General features: G+C 64.6%; 19 protein-coding genes. 7 read left to right on the forward strand and 12 right to left on the reverse strand.

Going from position 1 to position 19,251, the window contains the following annotated elements:
- The first annotated feature begins 97 nt into the window (after nt 1-97).
- Nucleotides 98-742, forward strand: a complete 645-nt coding sequence (locus G3N61_RS02215) for a glutathione S-transferase (RefSeq protein ID WP_089454584.1) — start codon at nt 98-100, stop codon at nt 740-742.
- Nucleotides 743-869: 127 nt separating this feature from the next.
- On the opposite strand, the gene G3N61_RS02220 is transcribed toward G3N61_RS02215, so the two are convergent.
- Nucleotides 870-1,802, reverse strand: a complete 933-nt coding sequence (locus G3N61_RS02220) for a LysR family transcriptional regulator (protein ID WP_205821304.1) — start codon at nt 1,800-1,802, stop codon at nt 870-872.
- A 206-nt stretch (nt 1,803-2,008) separates the two neighbouring features.
- Between G3N61_RS02220 and G3N61_RS02225 the strand changes: the two genes are divergently transcribed.
- From G3N61_RS02225 to G3N61_RS02235, 3 genes are all read left to right on the forward strand, one after another.
- Nucleotides 2,009-3,439 carry an aldehyde dehydrogenase family protein gene (locus tag G3N61_RS02225; protein ID WP_205821361.1) on the forward strand — a complete coding sequence of 477 codons (1,431 nt, stop codon included), beginning with the start codon at nt 2,009-2,011 and terminating at the stop codon, nt 3,437-3,439.
- A gap of 40 nt (nt 3,440-3,479) precedes the next feature.
- Nucleotides 3,480-5,117 (forward strand): GMC family oxidoreductase N-terminal domain-containing protein, encoded by a 1,638-nt coding sequence (locus G3N61_RS02230; RefSeq protein ID WP_205821306.1) that lies wholly within the window; start codon nt 3,480-3,482, stop codon nt 5,115-5,117.
- A gap of 70 nt (nt 5,118-5,187) precedes the next feature.
- A complete protein-coding gene (locus G3N61_RS02235; protein ID WP_043183977.1) occupies nt 5,188-5,472 on the forward strand; it encodes a transposase in 285 nt (94 codons plus the stop codon).
- 80 nt (nt 5,473-5,552) lie between these two features.
- Here the strand turns inward: G3N61_RS02235 and G3N61_RS02240 are convergent, their stop codons facing one another.
- The 4 genes from G3N61_RS02240 to G3N61_RS02255 all read right to left on the reverse strand — a co-directional run bounded on the left by G3N61_RS02240 (nt 5,553) and on the right by G3N61_RS02255 (nt 8,687).
- Nucleotides 5,553-6,065, reverse strand: a complete 513-nt coding sequence (locus tag G3N61_RS02240) for a hypothetical protein (RefSeq protein ID WP_205821362.1) — start codon at nt 6,063-6,065, stop codon at nt 5,553-5,555.
- Nucleotides 6,066-6,274: 209 nt separating this feature from the next.
- Complete coding sequence (locus G3N61_RS02245) at nt 6,275-6,730, reverse strand: sodium:proline symporter (RefSeq protein WP_205821308.1); 456 nt, start codon at nt 6,728-6,730, stop codon at nt 6,275-6,277.
- 112 nt (nt 6,731-6,842) lie between these two features.
- The gene (locus G3N61_RS02250; protein ID WP_043183975.1) at nt 6,843-7,520 is read right to left on the reverse strand and encodes a hypothetical protein; all 678 of its coding nucleotides are present in this window, start codon (nt 7,518-7,520) and stop codon (nt 6,843-6,845) included.
- A gap of 180 nt (nt 7,521-7,700) precedes the next feature.
- Nucleotides 7,701-8,687, reverse strand: coding sequence for a LysR substrate-binding domain-containing protein (locus G3N61_RS02255; RefSeq protein ID WP_043183974.1), 987 nt, complete (start codon nt 8,685-8,687; stop codon nt 7,701-7,703).
- Nucleotides 8,688-8,744: 57 nt separating this feature from the next.
- Here G3N61_RS02255 and G3N61_RS02260 point away from each other — a divergent pair, with 57 nt between their 5' ends.
- The 3 genes from G3N61_RS02260 (at nt 8,745) to G3N61_RS02270 (ending at nt 11,830) form a co-directional block, all read left to right on the forward strand.
- A complete protein-coding gene (locus tag G3N61_RS02260) occupies nt 8,745-9,644 on the forward strand; it encodes an EamA family transporter (protein WP_043183973.1) in 900 nt (299 codons plus the stop codon).
- Nucleotides 9,645-10,285: 641 nt separating this feature from the next.
- Entirely contained in the window at nt 10,286-11,440 is a 1,155-nt protein-coding gene (locus G3N61_RS02265) for a branched-chain amino acid ABC transporter substrate-binding protein (RefSeq protein WP_043183972.1), read from the forward strand.
- Between the two features lie 87 nt (nt 11,441-11,527).
- Nucleotides 11,528-11,830: a hypothetical protein gene (locus G3N61_RS02270; RefSeq protein WP_011350379.1), complete on the forward strand. Its 303-nt coding sequence runs from the start codon at nt 11,528-11,530 to the stop codon at nt 11,828-11,830.
- Between the two features lie 217 nt (nt 11,831-12,047).
- Here G3N61_RS02270 and G3N61_RS02275 read toward each other — a convergent pair whose 3' ends face one another.
- The 7 genes from G3N61_RS02275 to G3N61_RS02305 all read right to left on the reverse strand — a co-directional run bounded on the left by G3N61_RS02275 (nt 12,048) and on the right by G3N61_RS02305 (nt 19,227).
- Nucleotides 12,048-12,983 carry a choline ABC transporter substrate-binding protein gene (locus G3N61_RS02275; protein WP_241017521.1) on the reverse strand — a complete coding sequence of 312 codons (936 nt, stop codon included), beginning with the start codon at nt 12,981-12,983 and terminating at the stop codon, nt 12,048-12,050.
- A 52-nt stretch (nt 12,984-13,035) separates the two neighbouring features.
- On the reverse strand, nt 13,036-14,013 hold the full coding sequence (locus G3N61_RS02280) for a GlxA family transcriptional regulator (protein ID WP_089454590.1): 978 nt from the start codon (nt 14,011-14,013) through the stop codon (nt 13,036-13,038).
- 80 nt (nt 14,014-14,093) lie between these two features.
- The gene (locus G3N61_RS02285) at nt 14,094-15,107 is read right to left on the reverse strand and encodes a LysR substrate-binding domain-containing protein (RefSeq protein WP_205821311.1); all 1,014 of its coding nucleotides are present in this window, start codon (nt 15,105-15,107) and stop codon (nt 14,094-14,096) included.
- A gap of 11 nt (nt 15,108-15,118) precedes the next feature.
- Nucleotides 15,119-15,598: a thioesterase family protein gene (locus tag G3N61_RS02290; RefSeq protein ID WP_205821313.1), complete on the reverse strand. Its 480-nt coding sequence runs from the start codon at nt 15,596-15,598 to the stop codon at nt 15,119-15,121.
- 70 nt (nt 15,599-15,668) lie between these two features.
- Complete coding sequence (locus G3N61_RS02295; protein WP_043183966.1) at nt 15,669-16,670, reverse strand: 3-hydroxyacyl-CoA dehydrogenase NAD-binding domain-containing protein; 1,002 nt, start codon at nt 16,668-16,670, stop codon at nt 15,669-15,671.
- Between the two features lie 66 nt (nt 16,671-16,736).
- Entirely contained in the window at nt 16,737-17,717 is a 981-nt protein-coding gene (locus tag G3N61_RS02300) for a PDR/VanB family oxidoreductase (protein ID WP_205821315.1), read from the reverse strand.
- 82 nt (nt 17,718-17,799) lie between these two features.
- Nucleotides 17,800-19,227, reverse strand: a complete 1,428-nt coding sequence (locus G3N61_RS02305; RefSeq protein WP_205821317.1) for a gamma-aminobutyraldehyde dehydrogenase — start codon at nt 19,225-19,227, stop codon at nt 17,800-17,802.
- Nucleotides 19,228-19,251 lie beyond the last annotated feature (24 nt).

A 19,251-nucleotide genomic window follows, 5' to 3' on the forward strand; every position in this document is an offset into this window, starting at 1 on the left:
GCGACATCGACGACAGCCGGCAGGCGCGCACCGCGGTGCGCGCCTGCGGCGTTTACACTGTCCGCGATTCCATTCCGTACGACACAAGGAGGCCGGCATGCTGACCGTATGGGGGCGCCGCAACGCATTCAACGTCCAGAAGGTGATGTGGCTCGTCGACGAGCTCGCGCTCGCGCATCGGCACGTGCCGGCCGGCGGGCAGTTCGGCGTGCTCGACACGCCCGCTTTTCTCGCGATGAACCCGCACGGGCGCGTGCCCGTGATCGACGACGGCGGCACGGTCGTCTGGGAATCGCACAGCATCCTGCGCTACCTCGCCGCGCGTTACGGACGCCCCGGCTTCTGGCGTGACGATCCCGCCGAACAGTCGCGCGCCGACCGCTGGATGGACTGGTCGCAAACCACGCTGCAGCCGACGTTCCTGAACGGCGTGTTCCGCGGCTTCTTCCGGACGCCGCCCGAGCAGCGCGACACGGCGCGCGTCGAACAAAGCATCGCGCAGTGCGCGCAGCACTTCCGGACGCTCGATGCCGTGTTGGCCGGGCAACCGTTTCTCGCGGGCGACGCGCTCACGCTCGCCGACATCGCGACCGGCACGCACCTGTATCGCTATTTCGAACTCGACATCGCGCGGCCGGACATCCCGCACGTGCAAGCGTGGTACGAACGGCTGAAAGCGCGGCCCGCGTATCGCACGCACGTAATGATTCCGTTCGACGAGTTGCGCGGGCGGCTCGATTGACTGTGAGGCGTCAAGAGGTGGTGTCTCGACGCGGGAAATCTGGCCATCGGCATCGTGCTCACCGCATGGCGCTGTGAGCACGATGCCGGTTGTCGTGATGCGATTACCCGGGCGAGCGATGCGGCCGCTATCGGCTTTCTGACGCAGCGTCGACCGGATGCCCGACGTCATGCAACGACGCGATCAATCTCTGCCTGACGGTCTGAACCTTGATCGAATGGCGATTATGGGGCGGATAGGCGATAAAGAGCCAATCGCCGTATTTTGGCAAGGGTTTGGCGGAACTGGTTTCCATGATCGGAACGAGTTTTCCAGCGGCCAACTCGGCACCCACCAGCCAATACGGCATCAGAATAATGCCCTGATTTGAAATCGCCGCAGAAATAACCGCATCCGACATATTGGACGAGAATGATCCTTGAGGCAGGAAGTGAGTCACGCCTGTTTTGTCCTCGAATACCCAATGCTTGTCGAGCCCAAGTATTTCGTGCCGTATGCAGCGGTGTTTTTTCAAATCATCGATTTCTTCCGGAACGCCGTGTCGTGACAAATATGTCGGGCTTGCGCAGAGCACATGCGTATTCGGCGTGAGCCGGTGCTGAATCAGCGACAAGGATTGATCCTCCCCGACTCGAATTCCCATATCGAAACCCTGGGTCACCAGATCACGGTATTCATCACTGAGATCAAGCTCTATCTCGAGCCCGGGGAATTCATCAAGCAACGCCGGAATGATGTCGATCAGATAGCGGCGTCCGAAATTCTCGGGAGCCGTGATACGCATCCGCCCCGACATATCTTCCGTCACGCCTCTGATCGCCTTCAGCGTCTCGTCCAGCTGTGTCAGCTGGACGCGCGACTGCAGCAGCCGGTACCCGGCTTCGGTCAGCGATAGCTGACGCGTCGAACGGACGAACAGCGTCGCGCCCAGGTTTTGCTCCAGCTGGTTGATGAGGCGCGTGATCGAGGAAATGGCGACCTGACGGGTACGCGCAACGGCGGAAAAGCTCCCCTGATCGGCAACGTCGAAGAACAGTCGAACTGCGGCGATGGTGTCCATGGATCACTCGAATCATATTTTGCGCAAAGCGCAAGGCACCTTTCGAACGCGCGAAGTGCCTGCTGCCGGGGGAAAGAGAATACCATTTCAAGGTCAGAAAAATTTTGCGCCTGGCGATGAATAAACTCGCAATATCGGCGCAATCGAGACGCACGGCGACAACGAATATTTTCCATTCCAGCCAGTAGCGAAGGAGACTCCCGATGATTCGGCGCTTCGATAAATTGTTCATCAATGGGGACTGGATTGCCCCGCATGGCAGCGATTTCAGTCCGGTCATCAATCCGGCTACCGACGAAGTCATCGCCGAGATATGCAATGCAAGCGCCGAAGATGTGGATAAAGCATTCCGTGCTGCCAGACAAGCATTCGGCACATGGTCGAAAACCCCATCCAGCGAGCGTCATGACTGGATCGTGAAAATCCACGATGCGCTGGAAAGCCGCCGCGAGGATCTGGAGAACGCCATCTCGGCATCGATGGGTTGCCCGATCGAAGTGACACGACAGATACAGACGTCCTGTCTCGGTGCCTTCCGGAATTTTGCTGCGCGCAGCGCGATGCTCGACGAGACGACGGAGGTCGACAATGTCGTGGTCATCCGGGAGCCCGTCGGTGTATGCGTGCTCATCACGCCGTGGAACTATCCGCTGTTCCAGTTGCTGACCAAAGTCGGCTCCGCGCTGGCCGCAGGATGTACGGTCGTGATCAAGGAATCGTCGGTCACGCCGCTGCAAGGCCTGATACTGGCGGAGATTGTCGACTCGATCGGCCTTCCCAAAGGCGTCTTCAACCTGTTGACCGGCAGGGGGAGCGTGCTCGGCGACCTGCTGGTCACCCACCCGGCCGCGGACATGGTGTCGTTCACCGGATCGACGGTCAATGGCGCCCGCATCCAGGAACTTGCTGCCCGGTCGATCAAGCGGGTCTGCCTGGAACTCGGCGGCAAGAGTCCTTTCATCATCACGGAAAGCGCGGATCTCGAGGCCGCAATCAGGTTCGGTGTCGAAGACGTGATGATCAACTCCGGCCAGACCTGCGTCTGCCTGTCTCGCATGCTGATTCCGACTTCCCGGTACGAAGAGGCGGTCACCATCGCCAAGCATATCGCCGAGCGCATCAGGATCGGCAACCCGGCGGATGAAACGACCGACATGGGCCCGATGAGCTCCCGATCCCAGCGAGAGACCGTCATCGCGTACATCAACAAGGGGCTGGAGGAAGGTGCCAGATTGGTGACCGGCGGCCCCGATCTTCCCGAAGACATCGACAAGGGGGCCTTTGTCAGACCGACGATCTTTCGTGACGTGCACAACAGGATGACGATCGCACAGGAAGAAATATTCGGACCGGTCATCTGCATGATTTCGTACGACCGGATCGAGGATGCCATCTTCATGGCCAATGACACGCCTTACGGACTATCGTCGGCGGTCTGGTCCGGAACCGTCACGGACGCAATCGACATCGCCAGGAAGATCCGGGCGGGCGCCTGCTCGATCAACGGCGGCGAATTCAGCTATGAAGCGCCATTGGGCGGCTACAAGCAATCAGGCAACGGCCGCGAGTGCGGCGATTTCGGCATGCATGAGTTCTTCGAACTGAAGAGCTTGCAACTGCCCGCAAGCGCGCGTTGATCCTTGAATGAAACGTGAGTTCCGATACACGGGAGGCGCCATGCTGAATATCGTTTCGGAGCCAGCAGCCGATGGCTACGACTATGTCGTCATCGGGTCCGGATCCGCTGGAAGCACGATCGCCGGCCGACTGGCAGAAGACACTTCGTTGCGCATCCTTCTGATCGAGGCGGGCGGATCCGATCTCAATATCGGCATCGTCATGCCAGGTGCGATGGGGCTGCCGTTGCTCAGCAACAAGACGAACTGGAAGCTGTTTTCGGATGATGGACCGGGGCCCATTTACGAGCCGCGAGGCCGCGTGCTGGGCGGTTCGTCATCAGTCAACGGCATGAACTGGATGCGCGGCAACGCCGAGGACTACGATGCCTGGTCCGATTTCGGGGTGGCAGGGTGGGATTACCAGGACGTCCTTCCCTACTTCAAGAAGATGGAAACATTCGAAGATGGCGAGAATCGCTGGAGAGGGGGCAGCGGCCCGATCAAGGTCGAGCGAGCACCCTGCAGGAACCGGCTGTTCGAGGCATTCCTCGAGGCCGGGCAGCAAGCCGGGCATGCGCTGAATCCGGATCACAACGGGGAGAAGCAAGCAGGCATGCATCGAATCCAGCGCAACATCTGCGACGGCCGGCGCATCAACGCTTCGTATGCCTATTTGCGGCAAAAGCCCATGCGCAACCTCGATGTCATGTTGCATACACGGGTGACGCGACTGCTGTTTTCGGGCACGACCTGTGTAGCCGTCCAGGCCAGCCGCCAGGGCAGGAATCATCGTATCGCCGTAGGGCGCGAGGCGATTCTTTGTGCGGGTGCCTTGATGTCCCCGCACCTGCTGATGCTGTCGGGCATCGGAGAGGCGGACGCGCTCCGCAGCCATGGCATTGCGCCGGTTGTCCACCAACCGGAGGTGGGACGTGGCTTATCCGATCACACGGCGCTCGTCGTCGACTGGCATGTCAGAAACGAGCGCGATTCGATGGCCCGCGAGTTGTCCGTGCCGCGCCGCCCGCTGATCGGCGCGCAATGGCTCCTGACACGCCGAGGCATTGGCGCCTCCAATCTCTTTGAAGCCGGCGCGATGATTTCCACCGACGGCTCGGGGCGACCGGATGTCCAGATGGAGTGCGTGGCTTTTCGACCGTACTTCGGGCACGACGCCATACGCATCAATCCCGGCTACCACTGCTCATTGAGTCTGCAGCGGCCCACGAGCACCGGGCGGGTATGGTTGCGTTCCGCCGACCCACTGGCAGCCCCCGCGTTCAGCTTCAATTATCTGACGACCGAATACGACCAAAAACTGGCGATCAAGGCGATCAAGTCCGTACGCGAGATCATGAGCCAATCCGCCATGGCCAGGTACGTTCAGGGGGAGGCAGACGACGTTGCGCAAGCGCGCAGCGACGCGGACATTCTGGCGTGGGCGAAAGCCACGGCGGAATCCAATTACCACCCGTCCTGCACGTTGCGCATGGGGACGGTGACGGATTCGGAGGGCCGGGTGTTTGGCGTCGAACGCGTCCGGGTAGTCGATGCTTCAATTTTTCCGACCATCCCGTCCGCCAACCTCAACTCACCGGTCACCATGCTGGCAGAGAAGATTGCCGCGTCGATTCTCCGGCAATCCGGGCAAGCCGGTTCGGCGCAGCGCAATGCGTTCTCGATCGATACGGCCTGAGCGCGACACCTTGCGTCCTTGAGAGACGTCGCTGAAAGATGAATCGGAATGTCGTGGAGCCTGAGCGAACATGAGCAAGCATGAAAGCAACGCCGAACGGATCAACGCAATGCCCGACCACGCCGAGGCCGGCCCGACTGCCAGCAAGCTGTATCGCAAGCACGGCATCGCCGACGACGGCCTCGACGCGTGGCGTGCCAGGCTCGGCAGCGGGAATACCGCTGAAGCGAGACGCGTCAGACAGCTGGAGGACGAGAACACTCGTCTGAAGCTGCTCGTTGCGGACCAGGCGCTCGATATCAAGCTGCTCTGGGAAGTCGTCAGCGGGAAGAACCTGCAATCTGATGCTGACTGAAGGCCGTTCCGTTCGACGCCTTGCGCGGGCGGCTCGATGAGCGGATGTCCTGGCGCGGCAGATCCGCCCGCAAACTCCGCCTAATGTCGCCGCATTCCACCGAATCCGCTCGCGCCGCCGAACTGATGCATGCCGCCGAATCCGTGGCCGGCGGCACCCACCGGAAACGCGCCATGGTGAAAACCGGCGCCGATCGGCACGCCGAAGCGGTGATGTTCCATCCCGTTGAAGTGGACGACGTGATCGAAGTGGTGGAAATGGTGAAAGTGGTGGAAGCGATCGACGAAGACGAAGCCCACGCCCGCGCCGATGAAAAGCGGCGGCCCCCAGTACCACAGGTCGGCATACGGATAGTCCGCCGCCGGATACCATAGAACGCTACCGTCGGGGCTCTGCACGAACTGCCATGTGCCATCGTCTTGCAGGCACGCACGCCCCACGATTTGCTGCTCCGTGCCGTCGATGTTCGCCTGCGCGACGACCGCACGGCAGTTCGTACCGGCGTCCGCCTGATCGTCGTACGTTTGCGCAAAGACCGCCGCGGAACAGCCGAGACAGACGATACCTATCCCGGATCGAAACCAGTTGCACATGATCGGCTCCTGCCAGATTGCCCCCGACCACTCGATCGCGTGGCGCCGCTGGCGGCGCCCGGCAGATCGGATTGCTTGCACACGCTTCATCACGCGGCGCTCGCATGCCGCCGCTTCATACAGGGTCTCCTGCCGGCTAAACGATGCAGCGCGCCTGCTTATTCCAGGGGTCTGGTTCGAATGAATCGTTGTCGCGTTTGACGTCCGGCCTAGCGTCTCGCGAAGCGATAGGCAGCCGCTGCGGTGATCCCGAATACCAGATGAGCCACCAGCGTGATCGCGCCGCGAACCGGGATGAACCACGGGAAGATCGTGGTAAAGGCGTACAGGTTGACGCCGTACAGGATGAGGCCGAACGCGCCGCCTGCGAGTAGCGCGGCCGCGAGCGACAGGGTGCGAATCACCTTCGCCAGCACGGCCGCGTAGGCCAGCGACAGCACCAGATGCACGAGGGTCGCCACCGCCATCACCAGCGGATCGAAGCCGCCGGGCGCGCCGAGCACGCGGCGCCCCATCACGATGGCCGCCGTGAGGCGCGCGTCGCGCAACAGGTTCCCGATGGCGTCGTCGCCGACGATCGGCCAGAGCAGCAGCTCGACGACGGTCGAGCCGACCGCCGCACCGAATGCGGCCCAGAGCACCGGGACGAGACTGGCTCGCTTCAATGGGCGCTCCCTTCGCAACCGGCCGATGCATCGAAGCGGCGTGCGCCCCACCCGCTCCGGCGCCGGTCGGCCGACATGTGCCCGCGATACCGAACCGGGCGGCCACGCAAAATTACGACGCCCCTTCGCAATCCGACCAGTACGCGAAAGGATCACGATGTTTCGGATAATTCTCGTCGAGCCATTTCAGCAACGTCGCCCGCGCATTGTCCATGTCGGCTTTCAGCGACGAGGTCGTCAGTTCATGCACTTCGACGGACTTTTCGCGATCGACCACGAAGCAGTTCCAGTCGGGGCCGTCCAGATCCGGATCGTCGGACGCCTTCGACGACTTGCCCCAGCCGAACCCCTTGCGTGCGTCGATGTAGTACCGCGGATGCACCTTCAGGTACGACATCTCGCCGCCCTGCAAGCTGCTCTCCGCGCGCAGCACGTCGTGTCCGTCGACGATCTGCGTGACTTCCGGCAGCCGGCGCGCTCGCCATCCGGCGGGCAGCGTCGCGATGGCCTTGACGCTGTCGTACATCCCCCACTCCAGCCCCCAGGCTTCGGCCATGCGCTTCATGAATGCGTCCGCATTCGGATAGCCGCGCAACTGGATCCGGGTCGACAGCGTGACTTCGACACCGCCGCGCCCGCCGGAACCCGCGGACGCTTCATCGCCCGCCGCTTCGAACGGATTGAACGGATTGCCCGGACGCGACGCGCGCGTCTCATCCGCGGGCGCCATACCCGAAAACAGCTGGTCGAGCGCCGCACGCGCTTTCGACGACTTGTCTGGCCTGTTCATCGCTGACCTCCTTTCCATCGGCACGGCTGTACACATTTTCGATTTTCGTTCATCTCTCCACCTCATCGTTTTTCGCGGTCGCATTGTCGTCGATCCGGCGGCCCGAGCCTAGTGCCGCGAATCGCGTACCGCCTCCTTCGGCGCCATCGGCCCCCGTGGCGGGTCGTCACGGCGGGCCGGCTAGCGGCCTTCGCCCACTGCCGCCCGCATCCGCTCCATCAACGCGAGCACCTCCGGCCGATTCTCCCCCTTCGCGTGCACGAAGTAATACCTGAGCACCGAATCGACCTCGTGCGGGCTCACGCGCACGAGGTCGCTGCGCTTCAGATAGGCGTCGGCGAGCGGCACGCGCGCCAGCGCCACGCCGAGCCCGGCCTCGGCCGCGGCCAGCACCAGGTTGTAATCCTCGAAACGGCGATCCTGCGCGCGCGGCTTGAACGGCACGCCCAATGCATCGAACCACGTGCGCCAGCCTGTCACGTCGGAATCGTGCAGCAACGGCAGGTCGAGCAGCGCGGCATCGCCGCGCCGGCGGCGCTCCGTGGCCAGCTGCGCGGCGAGCCGCGGATGCGCGACCGGATAAAGCCGCTCCGGCATGAACGCACGGGTTTCGAGCTGACGCCAGTTGCCGCGCCCGTAGCGAATCGACAGATCCGCTTCGCCGCCGGCGATATCCACGTTGCGAAGCTCGATGCCGAGCTCGATCCGCAACGCCGGCGCCTCGCTCTCGAGCGCATGCTGGCGCTCGAGCAGCCAGAGCTGCGCGAAGGCCGGCACCACGCTCATCCTGACCAGCCGCGGCGTACGCGGCGAGCGCCACTGATCAGCCGCACTGTCGATGATCGCGAACGCCTGCTCGATCCGGCCGACGAAGCGCTGCCCGTCCGGCGTCAGGCGCACGCCGCGCGCATGACGTTCGAACAACCTCAGGCCGAGCCAGTTTTCAACGGCGGCCACCCGCCGGCTGATCGCGCCGTGCGTCACGCCGGAGACGTCGGCCGCAGCCAGGAACGAACCCTCGCGCGCGACCGTGCACACCGTCTCCAGGCTCGCGAGCGGCGGCCGCGAACCTGGCGCCGGCACGGCGGCGGGCGACGCCGCCGGCGCGCGCTTCGCGCGGGTTGAAGCACCGGCCGGCCGCCGGCCCGAGCTGTGAATCATGGTCATATCTGCGTGCTGATCTGTGCGCTAGCTTAACATCTTGCCACGCCGCATCATTGCCGCATGAACACGCTCTCCACCCCGTCGTCGCGCCCTGCGCGGCAGCCGCTGATCGCGGCCGGCGCGGTCGCTTTCACGATCGTTTCGTGGGCGTCCGCTTTCCCGTTCATCCGGATCGGCCTGCATGGCCTGACCCCGCTGCAGCTCGCGGCGGCGCGCTTCGCCACCGCGGCCGTGCTGATCGTCGCGTGGCTGATCGCGCGACGGCCGCGCGTGCCGACACGGGGCGACGCGCTGCGCTTCCTGCTGTGCGGCTTTCTCGGCATCGCGCTCTATAACGCGCTGCTCAATACCGGCGAGCAGACCGTATCGGCCGGCGCGGCAAGCTTCATCGTGAACACCCTGCCGATCTTCACGGCGCTGCTGGCCGCCGTGTTTCTGGGCGAGCGCTTCAATCGCTGGGGCTGGCTCGGCTCGCTGGTCAGCCTCGCCGGCATCGCGGTGATCGCGCGCGGACAGCCGGGCGGCCTCGTCCTCGGCGCAGGCAGCACGCTGATCCTCGGCGCGGCCCTGTGTTCGGCCAGCTATTTCGTGCTGCAGCGGCGGCTGATTCCGGTGTACGGCGCGCTGGCCTGCACCGCTTACACGCTGCTGGCCGGCGCGCTGCTGCTCTCGCCTTGGCTGCCGGGCGCGCTCGTGGCGCTGGGCAGCGGGTCGCGCGACACGACGCTGGCCGTCCTGATGCTCGGCATCTTCCCCGCCGCGCTGGGTTATGCGACCTGGACGTTCGCACTCGGCTACTTCGGCGCGGCACGCGCCGCCAACTTCCTCTATCTGACGCCGGCGGTCGCGACGATCCTGTCGATGGCGCTGACGGGCGAGCGGCCCGGTATCGAGACGGTGTGCGGCGGCCTGCTGGCGATTGCCGGCGTGATCTTCGTGGCGTTGCGCGGACGTTCCTAGGATCGCAGCGTCATCGGGCCGGCACGATCGCCCCGGCGATCCGCAAGCGAGCCGGTCGGGACGCCCCCGGCATCTGCGAAACCGAATGCGTGGCGCGGGCTGTCGCCGTCGCGCCAGTTCGCCGAGGTTGCCGGCCTTGACCGTTAGTTGCGTTAGATGAGGGCATCGATCCCGATGAAGCATGGTCATGCAACCGGATGCGCAATCGAAACCGTCCAAACTGTGCAGACAAATCGACCGAACAGTTCCGGATTGACCGCGCATCAGTGTCCATGGCTTCGTCCCGGCCGCCGGCCGAATAATGGATGCGGCCGTAAGGCCGTCGACAGCGAATCGCAGCCTGCGGCCTGCTGCGGCGCACGATTTCCGGCATCCGGCACCTTCGAAATCCGGGCGCCGGCCGTGCCGCGCCCGCCCCGCCATGCGATTCGCCGCAGCGCGCAAAATCGGCTTCATATATATTCGTACGAATTGCACCGTATCAGGCCCCGATTCGACCGCTCAGCCGGGCGGCACGTCGCAGGTCAGGACGCGATGCAAGTGAAGCCCATGATGGGTATGGAGACTCGTCCGATCGCCCCGACCTCGCCGTCGGCCGGTCGAGACGTCAATAGAAAGATCATTCAATTCGGAGATGGCAGATGGAACGAAGCACTGTCGGCATGCGCTGCAAACCCCTGATCACCGTTGCACTGGCTGCCGCCGCGTTTGCGGCCGCGTCGACCGCCATGGCCGACCAGGTCGTCAAGATCGGTAGCGTCGAGCCGACGACGGGCGGCATCTCGCACCTCGGCAAGGACAACGAGAACGGCGCGCGCCTCGCGGTCGAGGAAATCAATGCGAAGGGGCTCACGATCGGCGGCAAGAAGATCACGCTGCAACTCGACGCGCAGGATGACGCGGCCGACCCGCGCCAGGCCACGCAGGTCGCGCAGAAGCTCGTCGACGACAAGGTCGTCGCCGTCATCGGCCACTTGAACTCGGGCACGTCGATCCCGGCCTCGAAGATCTACAGCGACGCGGGCATCGTGCAGATCTCGCCGTCGGCCACCAACCCGACCTACACGCAGCAGGGCTTCAAGACGACCTACCGCGTCGTCGCGACCGACGCGCAGCAGGGTCCGGCACTCGCGAGCTATGCGCAGTCGAAGGGCGTGAAGAGCGTCGCGGTGATCGACGATTCGACCGCATACGGCCAGGGCCTCGCGAACGAGTTCGAGAAGAAGGCGAAGGCGCTCGGCCTGAAGGTGCTGTCGCACGACGCGACCAACGACAAGGCCGTCGACTTCCGCGCGATTCTGACGAAGGTCAAGGGCGAGAACCCGGACGCGATCATGTACGGCGGCATGGACGCCACCGGCGGCCCGCTCGCGAAGCAGGCGAAGCAGCTCGGCCTGCGCGCGAAGATCCTGTCCGGCGACGGCGTGTGTACCGACTCGCTGGCCGAACTGGCCGGCCCGGCGGCCGACAACGTGCTGTGCTCGCAGGCCGGCGCGGCACTCGAGAAGATGCCGGGCGGCGCGGACTTCCTCGCGAAGTACCAGAAGCGCTTCAACCAGGGCATCAAGTTCGATGCGCCGTTCGCGTATGACGCGGTCTACATCGCGGTCGACGCGATGAAGCGCGCGAATTCGACCGATCCGGCGAAGATCCTCGCCGCGATGCCGTCGACGAAGTACGAAGGCGTGATCGGCACGACGACGTTCGATTCGAAGGGCGACCTGACGCACGGGATCATCTCGATCTACGGCTACAAGAGCGGCAAGAAGACCTTCCTCGACCAGGTGAAGATGTAACCCGACGCGGCGCCGGCACGACGGGAACGCCACCCGTCGGCGCCGGCGCCGCGCGGGCCGATTTCTGATTCACGGAGACGAAGCATCATGTGTGCAATGGCGTATGCGGAATTTCAACAGGAGTTGAAGAAGGCACAGCTGACGGCGCGCGAGTTCGCCCGCCTGATCAAGATGAACGAAAGTTCGATCACGAACTATTCGAGCAAGGGCACGGTCCCGTCCCACCTCGCGGTCATCGCGAAACTGATCGGCACGATGGCTGCGCACGAGATCGATTTCCGGCGCGTGATCCGGCAGATGCGGATCGAACCGAAACGGCCGCGCGGCGGCGGCACGTTTCCTGCGGTGGAAAAAACACGTTCCGAAACGACCCGCGACGACGAGTCGTAAGCCGCGAACGCATTGTTCCGCGCCGATGGCCGATGGCCGCAGCCAGCACCCGGCAGCCGCGTGCTTCACTCGATCGCGTGTCGCCGCAGCATTCCCGGCCCCGCCGTTCGCGTCGATCGCGATCCTGCGACAGCCCCGTCGCACCCTGCCGCGCGGAAGATGCGAAACCGCCCCTCCGCGCCGCGCCGCACACTCGCCTGCCTGCGTTGAACCGCTGCTAGTGCGCCGCGAGATACGCTTTCACCGCCGGTAGCGCCGGCTTGCCATCGAACGTCGTGACGCCGGCCAGCCACGGGGCCAGCATCGACGTGTTCCGTTTCAGCCATTCCGCCGCAGCCTGGTTCGGATCCTGATGGTTCATGATCGGAATCATCAAATGATTCTCGAGCTCGGTCGTGAAGTGCAGGTTCGACGCGAACTTCGCGACATTCGGGCAGCGCGCCTCGTAATCCGGCGGCTCGACCGTGAACACCTTGGCCTCGCCATAGTTCGGGCCGAACACGTCGTCGCCACCGGACAGGTAGTTGATCTTGTATTGCGCGTTCATCGGATGAGGCTCCCACGCCAGAAACACGATCCACTGCTTGTCGCGAACGGCCCGGTTGAGCTCGACGAGCATCCCTGCCTCGCTCGACTCGACCAGCTTGAACTTGCCGATCCCGTCCTTGTTCTCCCGGATCATCTTGCCGATCAACTGGTTGCCGTCGTTCCCCGGTTCGATCCCGTAAATGCGGGACTGCAGCTTGTCCGCGTACTTCGGCAGATCCGCGAACGTCCGGAGCCCCGCCTGATACACGTAGTCCGGCACCGCCAGCGTGAATTTCGCGCCTTTCAGGTTCGGCTCGGGAAGGACCTTGATCGAGCTGCTCTTGACGAACGGCGCGATGATCGGATCCATCGACGGCGACCAGTAGCCGAGGAAAATGTCGATCTGCTTGCTCTTGACCCCGGCAAACGTGATCGGCACCGAGGCGATGGTCTTCGACGGGTTGTAGCCCAGCGCGGACAGCATCGTCGACGCCAGCCCGGTCGTTGCCGCGATGTCGCTCCAGCCGACATCGGCCATTCGCACGTTTCTGCAGGTCGCCGGCTCGGCCGCGCCGGCGGAAGATGCCGCAGCGGACACGCACAGCGCGGCGACCAGTGCCGTCATACCAGTTCGATTCATGGTGATACCTCGGGTTGCGTCGTTGAAATGATCGGGATCAGGCCAGCGCACCGGCCGATTCGCGGGCCCGGCGTTCGTGACTCGGTGCGTGTCCGAAGAAAGTGCGAAAGGCCTTGCTGAAATGCGTCACGCTCTGGAATCCGCATGTCTTCGTGACGTTCGCGATCGACATGTTCGAGTAGCGGATCAGTTTCCGCGCGCGCTTCAACCGGAGGCCGACGTAGTACTCGTGCGGCGTCACATCCAGTGCCTCCCTGAAGACGCGCTGCAGGTGGCGCATCGATACGCCGGTCAACCGGGCCAGGTCCGGCACGGTGAGCGGCTCTTCGATATTCGCCTCCATCAGCCGTACGGTCTCGATCAGTTCCTCGCGCGAAAAGCCCACCCGTGACGCGATCGGAATCGGCTGCGGATCGGTCACGGCCCTGACCCGCTCGATCGAGAATTGCTCCGAGATGTGCCGCGCCATCGCCGGCCCGAGATCCGATGCGATCAGGTGCAGCATCAGGTCGAGCGGCGCCGTGCCACCGGTACAGGTGAGGCGATCGCGGTCGATGGCGAAGAGTTCGTCGACGAAGCGGACGTCCGGAAACTCGGCATGCAGTTCGGACAGCACCTCCCAGTGAACCGCGCAGCGATACCCGTCGAGCAGGCCGCTGGCCATCAACGCATAGGCCCCCGTGCACAGCCCGCCCACCGCGACCCCGCGCCCGGCCAGCGTCCGGAGCAGTCGTTTCGTCCCTTCGTCCACGGCATCTCGTACGTCCCATCCGCCGCAGACGAACATCACGTCGGGCATGCTCGCGGCGAGGTCCAGCGGGCACGCCGGCCCCGCGACGATGCCGTTGCTGGCGCGGATCGCCGTTTCGTCGTCGACCGAGTAAATGGTCCAGTCGTAGCGGGAGACGCCGAGCAGCTGGTTGGCCATTCGCAGGGCTTCGATCGCACTCGTCAGCGCAATCATCGAATACTTTTCCAATATCAGGAATCCGAAATGACTGAATGTCGGTTTCATCGCATCGATCCTCTCAACCTCTATTCAACCGGCATCATGCCTGCCGAACGGCGCCCGCTTTCACCGGCCGCCGGCCGCCCCTATGCCGCGCACTGCCCGACGATCCAGTCGCAGAATATCCGCGCCTCCGGGCTCAACAAGGTATCGCTCGGGTGCAGCAGATAGAACCCGCGGCCGGTTCGCACCGAGGTCTCGATCGGCCGCACCAGCACCCCGGTCGCCAGCATGTCGTCGGCCAGGTAGCGCCATCCCATCGCGATGCCCTGCCCGCCCATCGCGGCCTGCAGGACCGCCGGGTAGTTGTTGATGTAGAGATCCTGTCGCGGCTCGGCAAGCGCGATGTCGTGATGCGCGAACCAGGTGGCCCAGTCCATCCAGTCCCAATGACGCGTCTCGAGATGGATCAACGTCGCGCGCAGCAGATCCTGCGTGTGTTCCATCGGCGCGAGTCGGGCCAGGTACGCCGGCGTGCACACCGGGAAGATCTCTTCCTCGAGCAGGAACCGCGCATTGCAGGCCGGCCAGTAGCCGTCGCCGAACTGAATCGCCAGGTCCGCGCCTTCCCGGATGTTTCGCGTGTCCTCGTCCGACGCATCGACGTGAATGATGATCTCCGGATGCTCGGCCCGAAACTTCGGCAGGCGCGGAATCAGCCAGTGCGATGCGATCGCCAGATCCGCCGACACCGTGACCGTCGACGTGGACGCCTGCACGCGCAGCTCGTACGCGGCGGCCGCGAGCAGATCCAGCGCCGCATTGACGGTCCGCTGAAACTTCCGCCCGCCGTCGGTGAGCGATACCGCCTTGTGAGACCGCACGAACAGCGCGCAGCCCAGCGTTTCCTCGAGCAGTCGGATCTGCCGGCTGATCGCGCTCTGGGTCACGCACAGTTCCTCGGCGGCAGTCGTGAAACTTTCATGCCGGGCCGCTGCCTCGAACGCGGTGAGATACGACAGCGGCGGGAGGTGCTTCAAGCGGCTAACCATGTCGGGGGCTTCTCTCGGGACGGAAGTCGGTCGTATCGTGGCGCGTCGAAGCGGGCGGGCCGCCGGACCGGCGCAACGCGCATTGCCGCCCGAGCCGCGCAGGTTCATCGACGCGAACATCACTGCCCTTTCACCAGTGAAATGCCTCGACCGGCCTGCACCGGCCAGGGGGACTCTCGTTGCGCCGCGAGCAGCGCGTCGAGCCGCGCCAGCGTCTGCGCGCGAAACGCCGTGCTGCGCCGGAGCGTCATGTCCACGTGCAGCAAAAGGGCTTCCATCGTAGCAAAGTGTCCGGCGTCGATCGGGTGCCGCATGGTCAGGAAAACCCGACATTTCTTGCTGTCGTGCTCGAGCACGCGGGCCGTGACGACGAATGGCGCACCCAGGCCGATTTCCTTCAGGTAATGAACGACGGTCTGCAGCGTATAGACCGACACCCGCTCGTGAGATCTGAACGCGTCGTCCATCCCGATGCAGTCCAGCCACCGGTCGATCGACTCGCTGAACACGCGCACGTAGCAGGCGTCGTTCATGTGCCCGTTGTAGTCGATCCACTCCGCGCGCACCTGCCCTTCATGGACCACGAGTTCCGCATGCATCTGGCGCCATCCTTCGACGTGTCGTCAACGTATGCCGGGCGGCGGCGTCCTGACCGGCGCCCGGCGGGTTTCATCGAGCCGCGACCTTCCGCTCGCCCACCACATCGATCGCGCGGGTCGGATACGCCGCATCCATGATCGCCTTGCTCGCCTCGACGATCTTGCGGTCGCGCTCCGCCGCCAGGTCGTGGAATTGCCGGCCGTCCTCTTCCGCCTTCACGCCGTCGACCAGCATCCGGATCGTCTCCGGATCGAGCGTCGGATGGCCGAGATCGTCCCACCAGCGATGGAACGAAGGCGCAAAACGCTCGCAGAAGACACCCAGCCCATGGCCGCCGCTGCCGAGGTTGAACAGCATGTGCGGCCCCATGACCGACCATCGCAGGCCCGGGCCGGCAGAGACGGCCTTGTCGACGTCGCCGACCGTCGCGACACCCTCGACCACCAGGTGGATCGCTTCGCGCCACAGCGCCGCCTGCAGCCGGTTCGCGACGTGGCCCGGCACTTCCTTGTTGACCCGGATCGTGACCTTCCCGCACGCGGCATAGAACTGCTCGGCGAGTTCCAGCACGCCGGGCTCGGTCTTCTCGTTGCCCAGCAACTCGACCAGCGGAATCAGATGGGGCGGATTGAACGGATGCCCGAGGATGAAACGGCCCGGGTTCTTCCAGCCCGCCTGCATTTCCTTCACCAGCAGGCCCGATGCGCTGGAACAGACGATCGCGCGGGGATCGAGATGATCCTCGATGCGCTGGTAAAGCGCGTGCTTGATCTCGATCCGCTCGGGCACGCTTTCCTGCACGAACTGCGCGCGGGCCACGGCTTCCTCCGGTGTCGCCACGAAGCGCAGCCGTCCCGGATCGCCACGCCGGGCCAACCCCAGCCGCTCCAGGCTCGGCCACGCGTGACGCACATAGTCGCGAACGAACGCCTCGCCTTCCGGCGACGGATCGTATACGTCGACCTCCAGCCCGGCCGCCAGAAACAGCGCGGTCCAGCTTGCACCGATCGTGCCGGCGCCGAGAATGCCAACGACTTCGATGCCATGAGGCATGTCATGCTGCGTGCTCATCGTGCTCTTCCATCCTGAATTCGAGTATCGGGAGGCGGGCGGTCGATATCCGCCCGCCGGGAGTCATTACAGGTCCAGCACCAGTCGAGGCGATTTCGACCGGGAACAACACACCGCCATCACGTCGTTCGCGCGCTTCTCTTCGTCGGTCAGGATCTGATCGCGGTGCTCCGGCACGCCGTCGACCACGTCGGTCAGGCACGCGCCGCACACGCCCTGTTCGCAAACCGTGCTGATGTCGAACCCCGCCTGCTTCAACACCTGCAGCACGCTCTTGTCGGCGGGTACGTCCAGGTCCAGGCCGGATTTGCACAGATGGATCCCGAAGGCCGTGTTCACCGCCGCGTCGACCGTCTCGGCCGCGAAGCGCTCGAAATGCACGGTTCCCGCCGGCCAGTGCGATGCCGCGGCTTCCACCGCGTTCATCAGGCCGCCGGGGCCGCAGCAATAGAGATGGCGGCCTTCCGTCACGTCGGACAGGAGCGACCTGACGTCGAGCCCCTTGCCCGGATCGCCCCCGTCGAAATGCAGGTGCACGTGCGCCGCGAACGGCACGCCATTCCTCAGGCGATCGACGAACGCCGCGTCCTGCTCGCGCCGCGCGCAGTAGTGCAGCGCGAACGGCTGCCCTTCGCTGAACAGGCGATGCGCCATCGACAGGATCGGCGTGATCCCGATGCCACCCGCAATCAGCAGCGACGACGTCGCGCCGGCCACCATCGGAAAATGGTTGAACGGCCCGCTGATCCGCACGTGCTCACCAACGCCCACCTGGTCATGGAGAAAGCGCGAGCCGCCACGGCTTGCCGGATCCTTCAGTACGGCGATCCGGTAGGTCTTCCGGACCCCGGCCGCTTCATAAAGCGAATACTGTCGCGTGATGCCGTTTTCCAGGTGGACGGCCACGTGCGCGCCCGGTTCATAGGCAGGCAGGTCCGCATCGTCTTCCGTGGCCAGTTCGTAGCTGCGAATACCGTTGGCCTCGTCAGCCACGTCTCGCACGATCAGCACTTGCCGGTCCAGCGCACCGCTTTGATGTTGCGTCATCGTTACCTCTGGATCTGGTGAGTGGATGCCGGGTAGCCGCCGGTCCGTCGACAGGCAATACCCGCTCGCCGAAAATCGTCCGCTACACGTGTGCGATCTGGACGTGCCGCACCGTCGTGTAGTTCTCGAGCGCGTAGACGGACATGTCGCTCCCGTATCCGGAAGCCTTCATGCCGCCATGCGGCATTTCGGCGGTGGCCACGCCATGCGCGTTGATCCATGTGATGCCGCAACGCAGGCGTGATGCGACCGTCATCGCCTTTCCCACGTCGCGCGTCCAGATCGACGACGCCAGCCCATAGGGGCTGTCGTTCGCGTGATGAATCGCCTGCTCCGCCCCGCTGAACCGCGTGATGGAAATGACCGGTCCGAACACCTCGCGCTGGACGATCTCGTCGTCCTGCCGTGCATGCGCAATGATCGTCGGCTCGTAGAAGTAGCCGCCGCCGGCGACTTCACGCCCCCCGGTCAGGATTTCGACGTGGCGCAGGTCACGCGCGCGGTCCACGAAGCCGGCAATGCGACGGCGATGGCCGTCGGAAATCACCGGCCCCATTTCGGTACGCGAATCGTCCGGTGCGCCGAGCCGGATCGTCGCGACGCGATTCGCCAGATTCGCGACGAAGGTGTCGTAGATCTTGTCCTCGACGTAGAGCCGGCACGGCTGCGCACAATCCTGCCCGGCGTTGAAGAACGCAGCGCCGCGAATGCCTTCGACGGCCGCGTCCAGGTTCGCGTCGTCGAACACGATGACCGGCGCCTTCCCGCCCAGCTCCATGTGCGTATGCATCAGCTTGCGCGACGATGCTTCGAGAATCCGGCTCGCCGTCGCGGGGCCGCCGGTCAGCGACACGAGATCGAGCTGACGATGGTTGATCAGTGCGCTGCCCGTGGTGGCGCCGCGGCCGACGACCACGTTGACGACACCGCGCGGAAAGAGGTCGGCCGCGAGTTCCGCGACACGCAGCGACGTCAGCGGCGTGAGCTCCGACGGCTTCAGGACCACCGGGCAGCCGGCTGCCAGCGCCGGCGCCAGCTTCCACGCCGCCATCATCAGCGGATAGTTCCACGGCGCGATCGATCCCACCACACCGACGGCATCGCGCCGGATCATCGACGTGAACCCGGCCACGTACTCGCCCGCGCTGGATGCCGACACGCAACGCGCCGCGCCGGCCATGAACCGAAACACGTCGGCGGTCAACGGAAGCTCGTCCGTCTTCACCGCGTGCAACGGCTTGCCGCAGTTCAGCGATTCGAGCGCCGCGAACTCGTCCGCGCGCTCCTCGATCTCATCTGCCAGCGCCAGCAGACGGGCCGCGCGCGCGCCCGGCGGCGTCGCGGACCACGACGGGAATGCCGCGGCGGCCGCCGCGACGGCCGCATCGACCTGCTCGGCCGACGCATCGTGCATCATGACGACGGTTTCGCCCGTCGCCGGGTTGATGACCGGAAACGCTTCTCCGTCGCCCGCTACCCGCTCACCATTGATCAGGTTCATCGTTTGCATGACTAATCGACCTGTGTGATATCC

The organism is Burkholderia sp. Ac-20349 (assembly GCF_017104865.1).
Lineage (GTDB): Bacteria > Pseudomonadota > Gammaproteobacteria > Burkholderiales > Burkholderiaceae > Burkholderia > Burkholderia aenigmatica.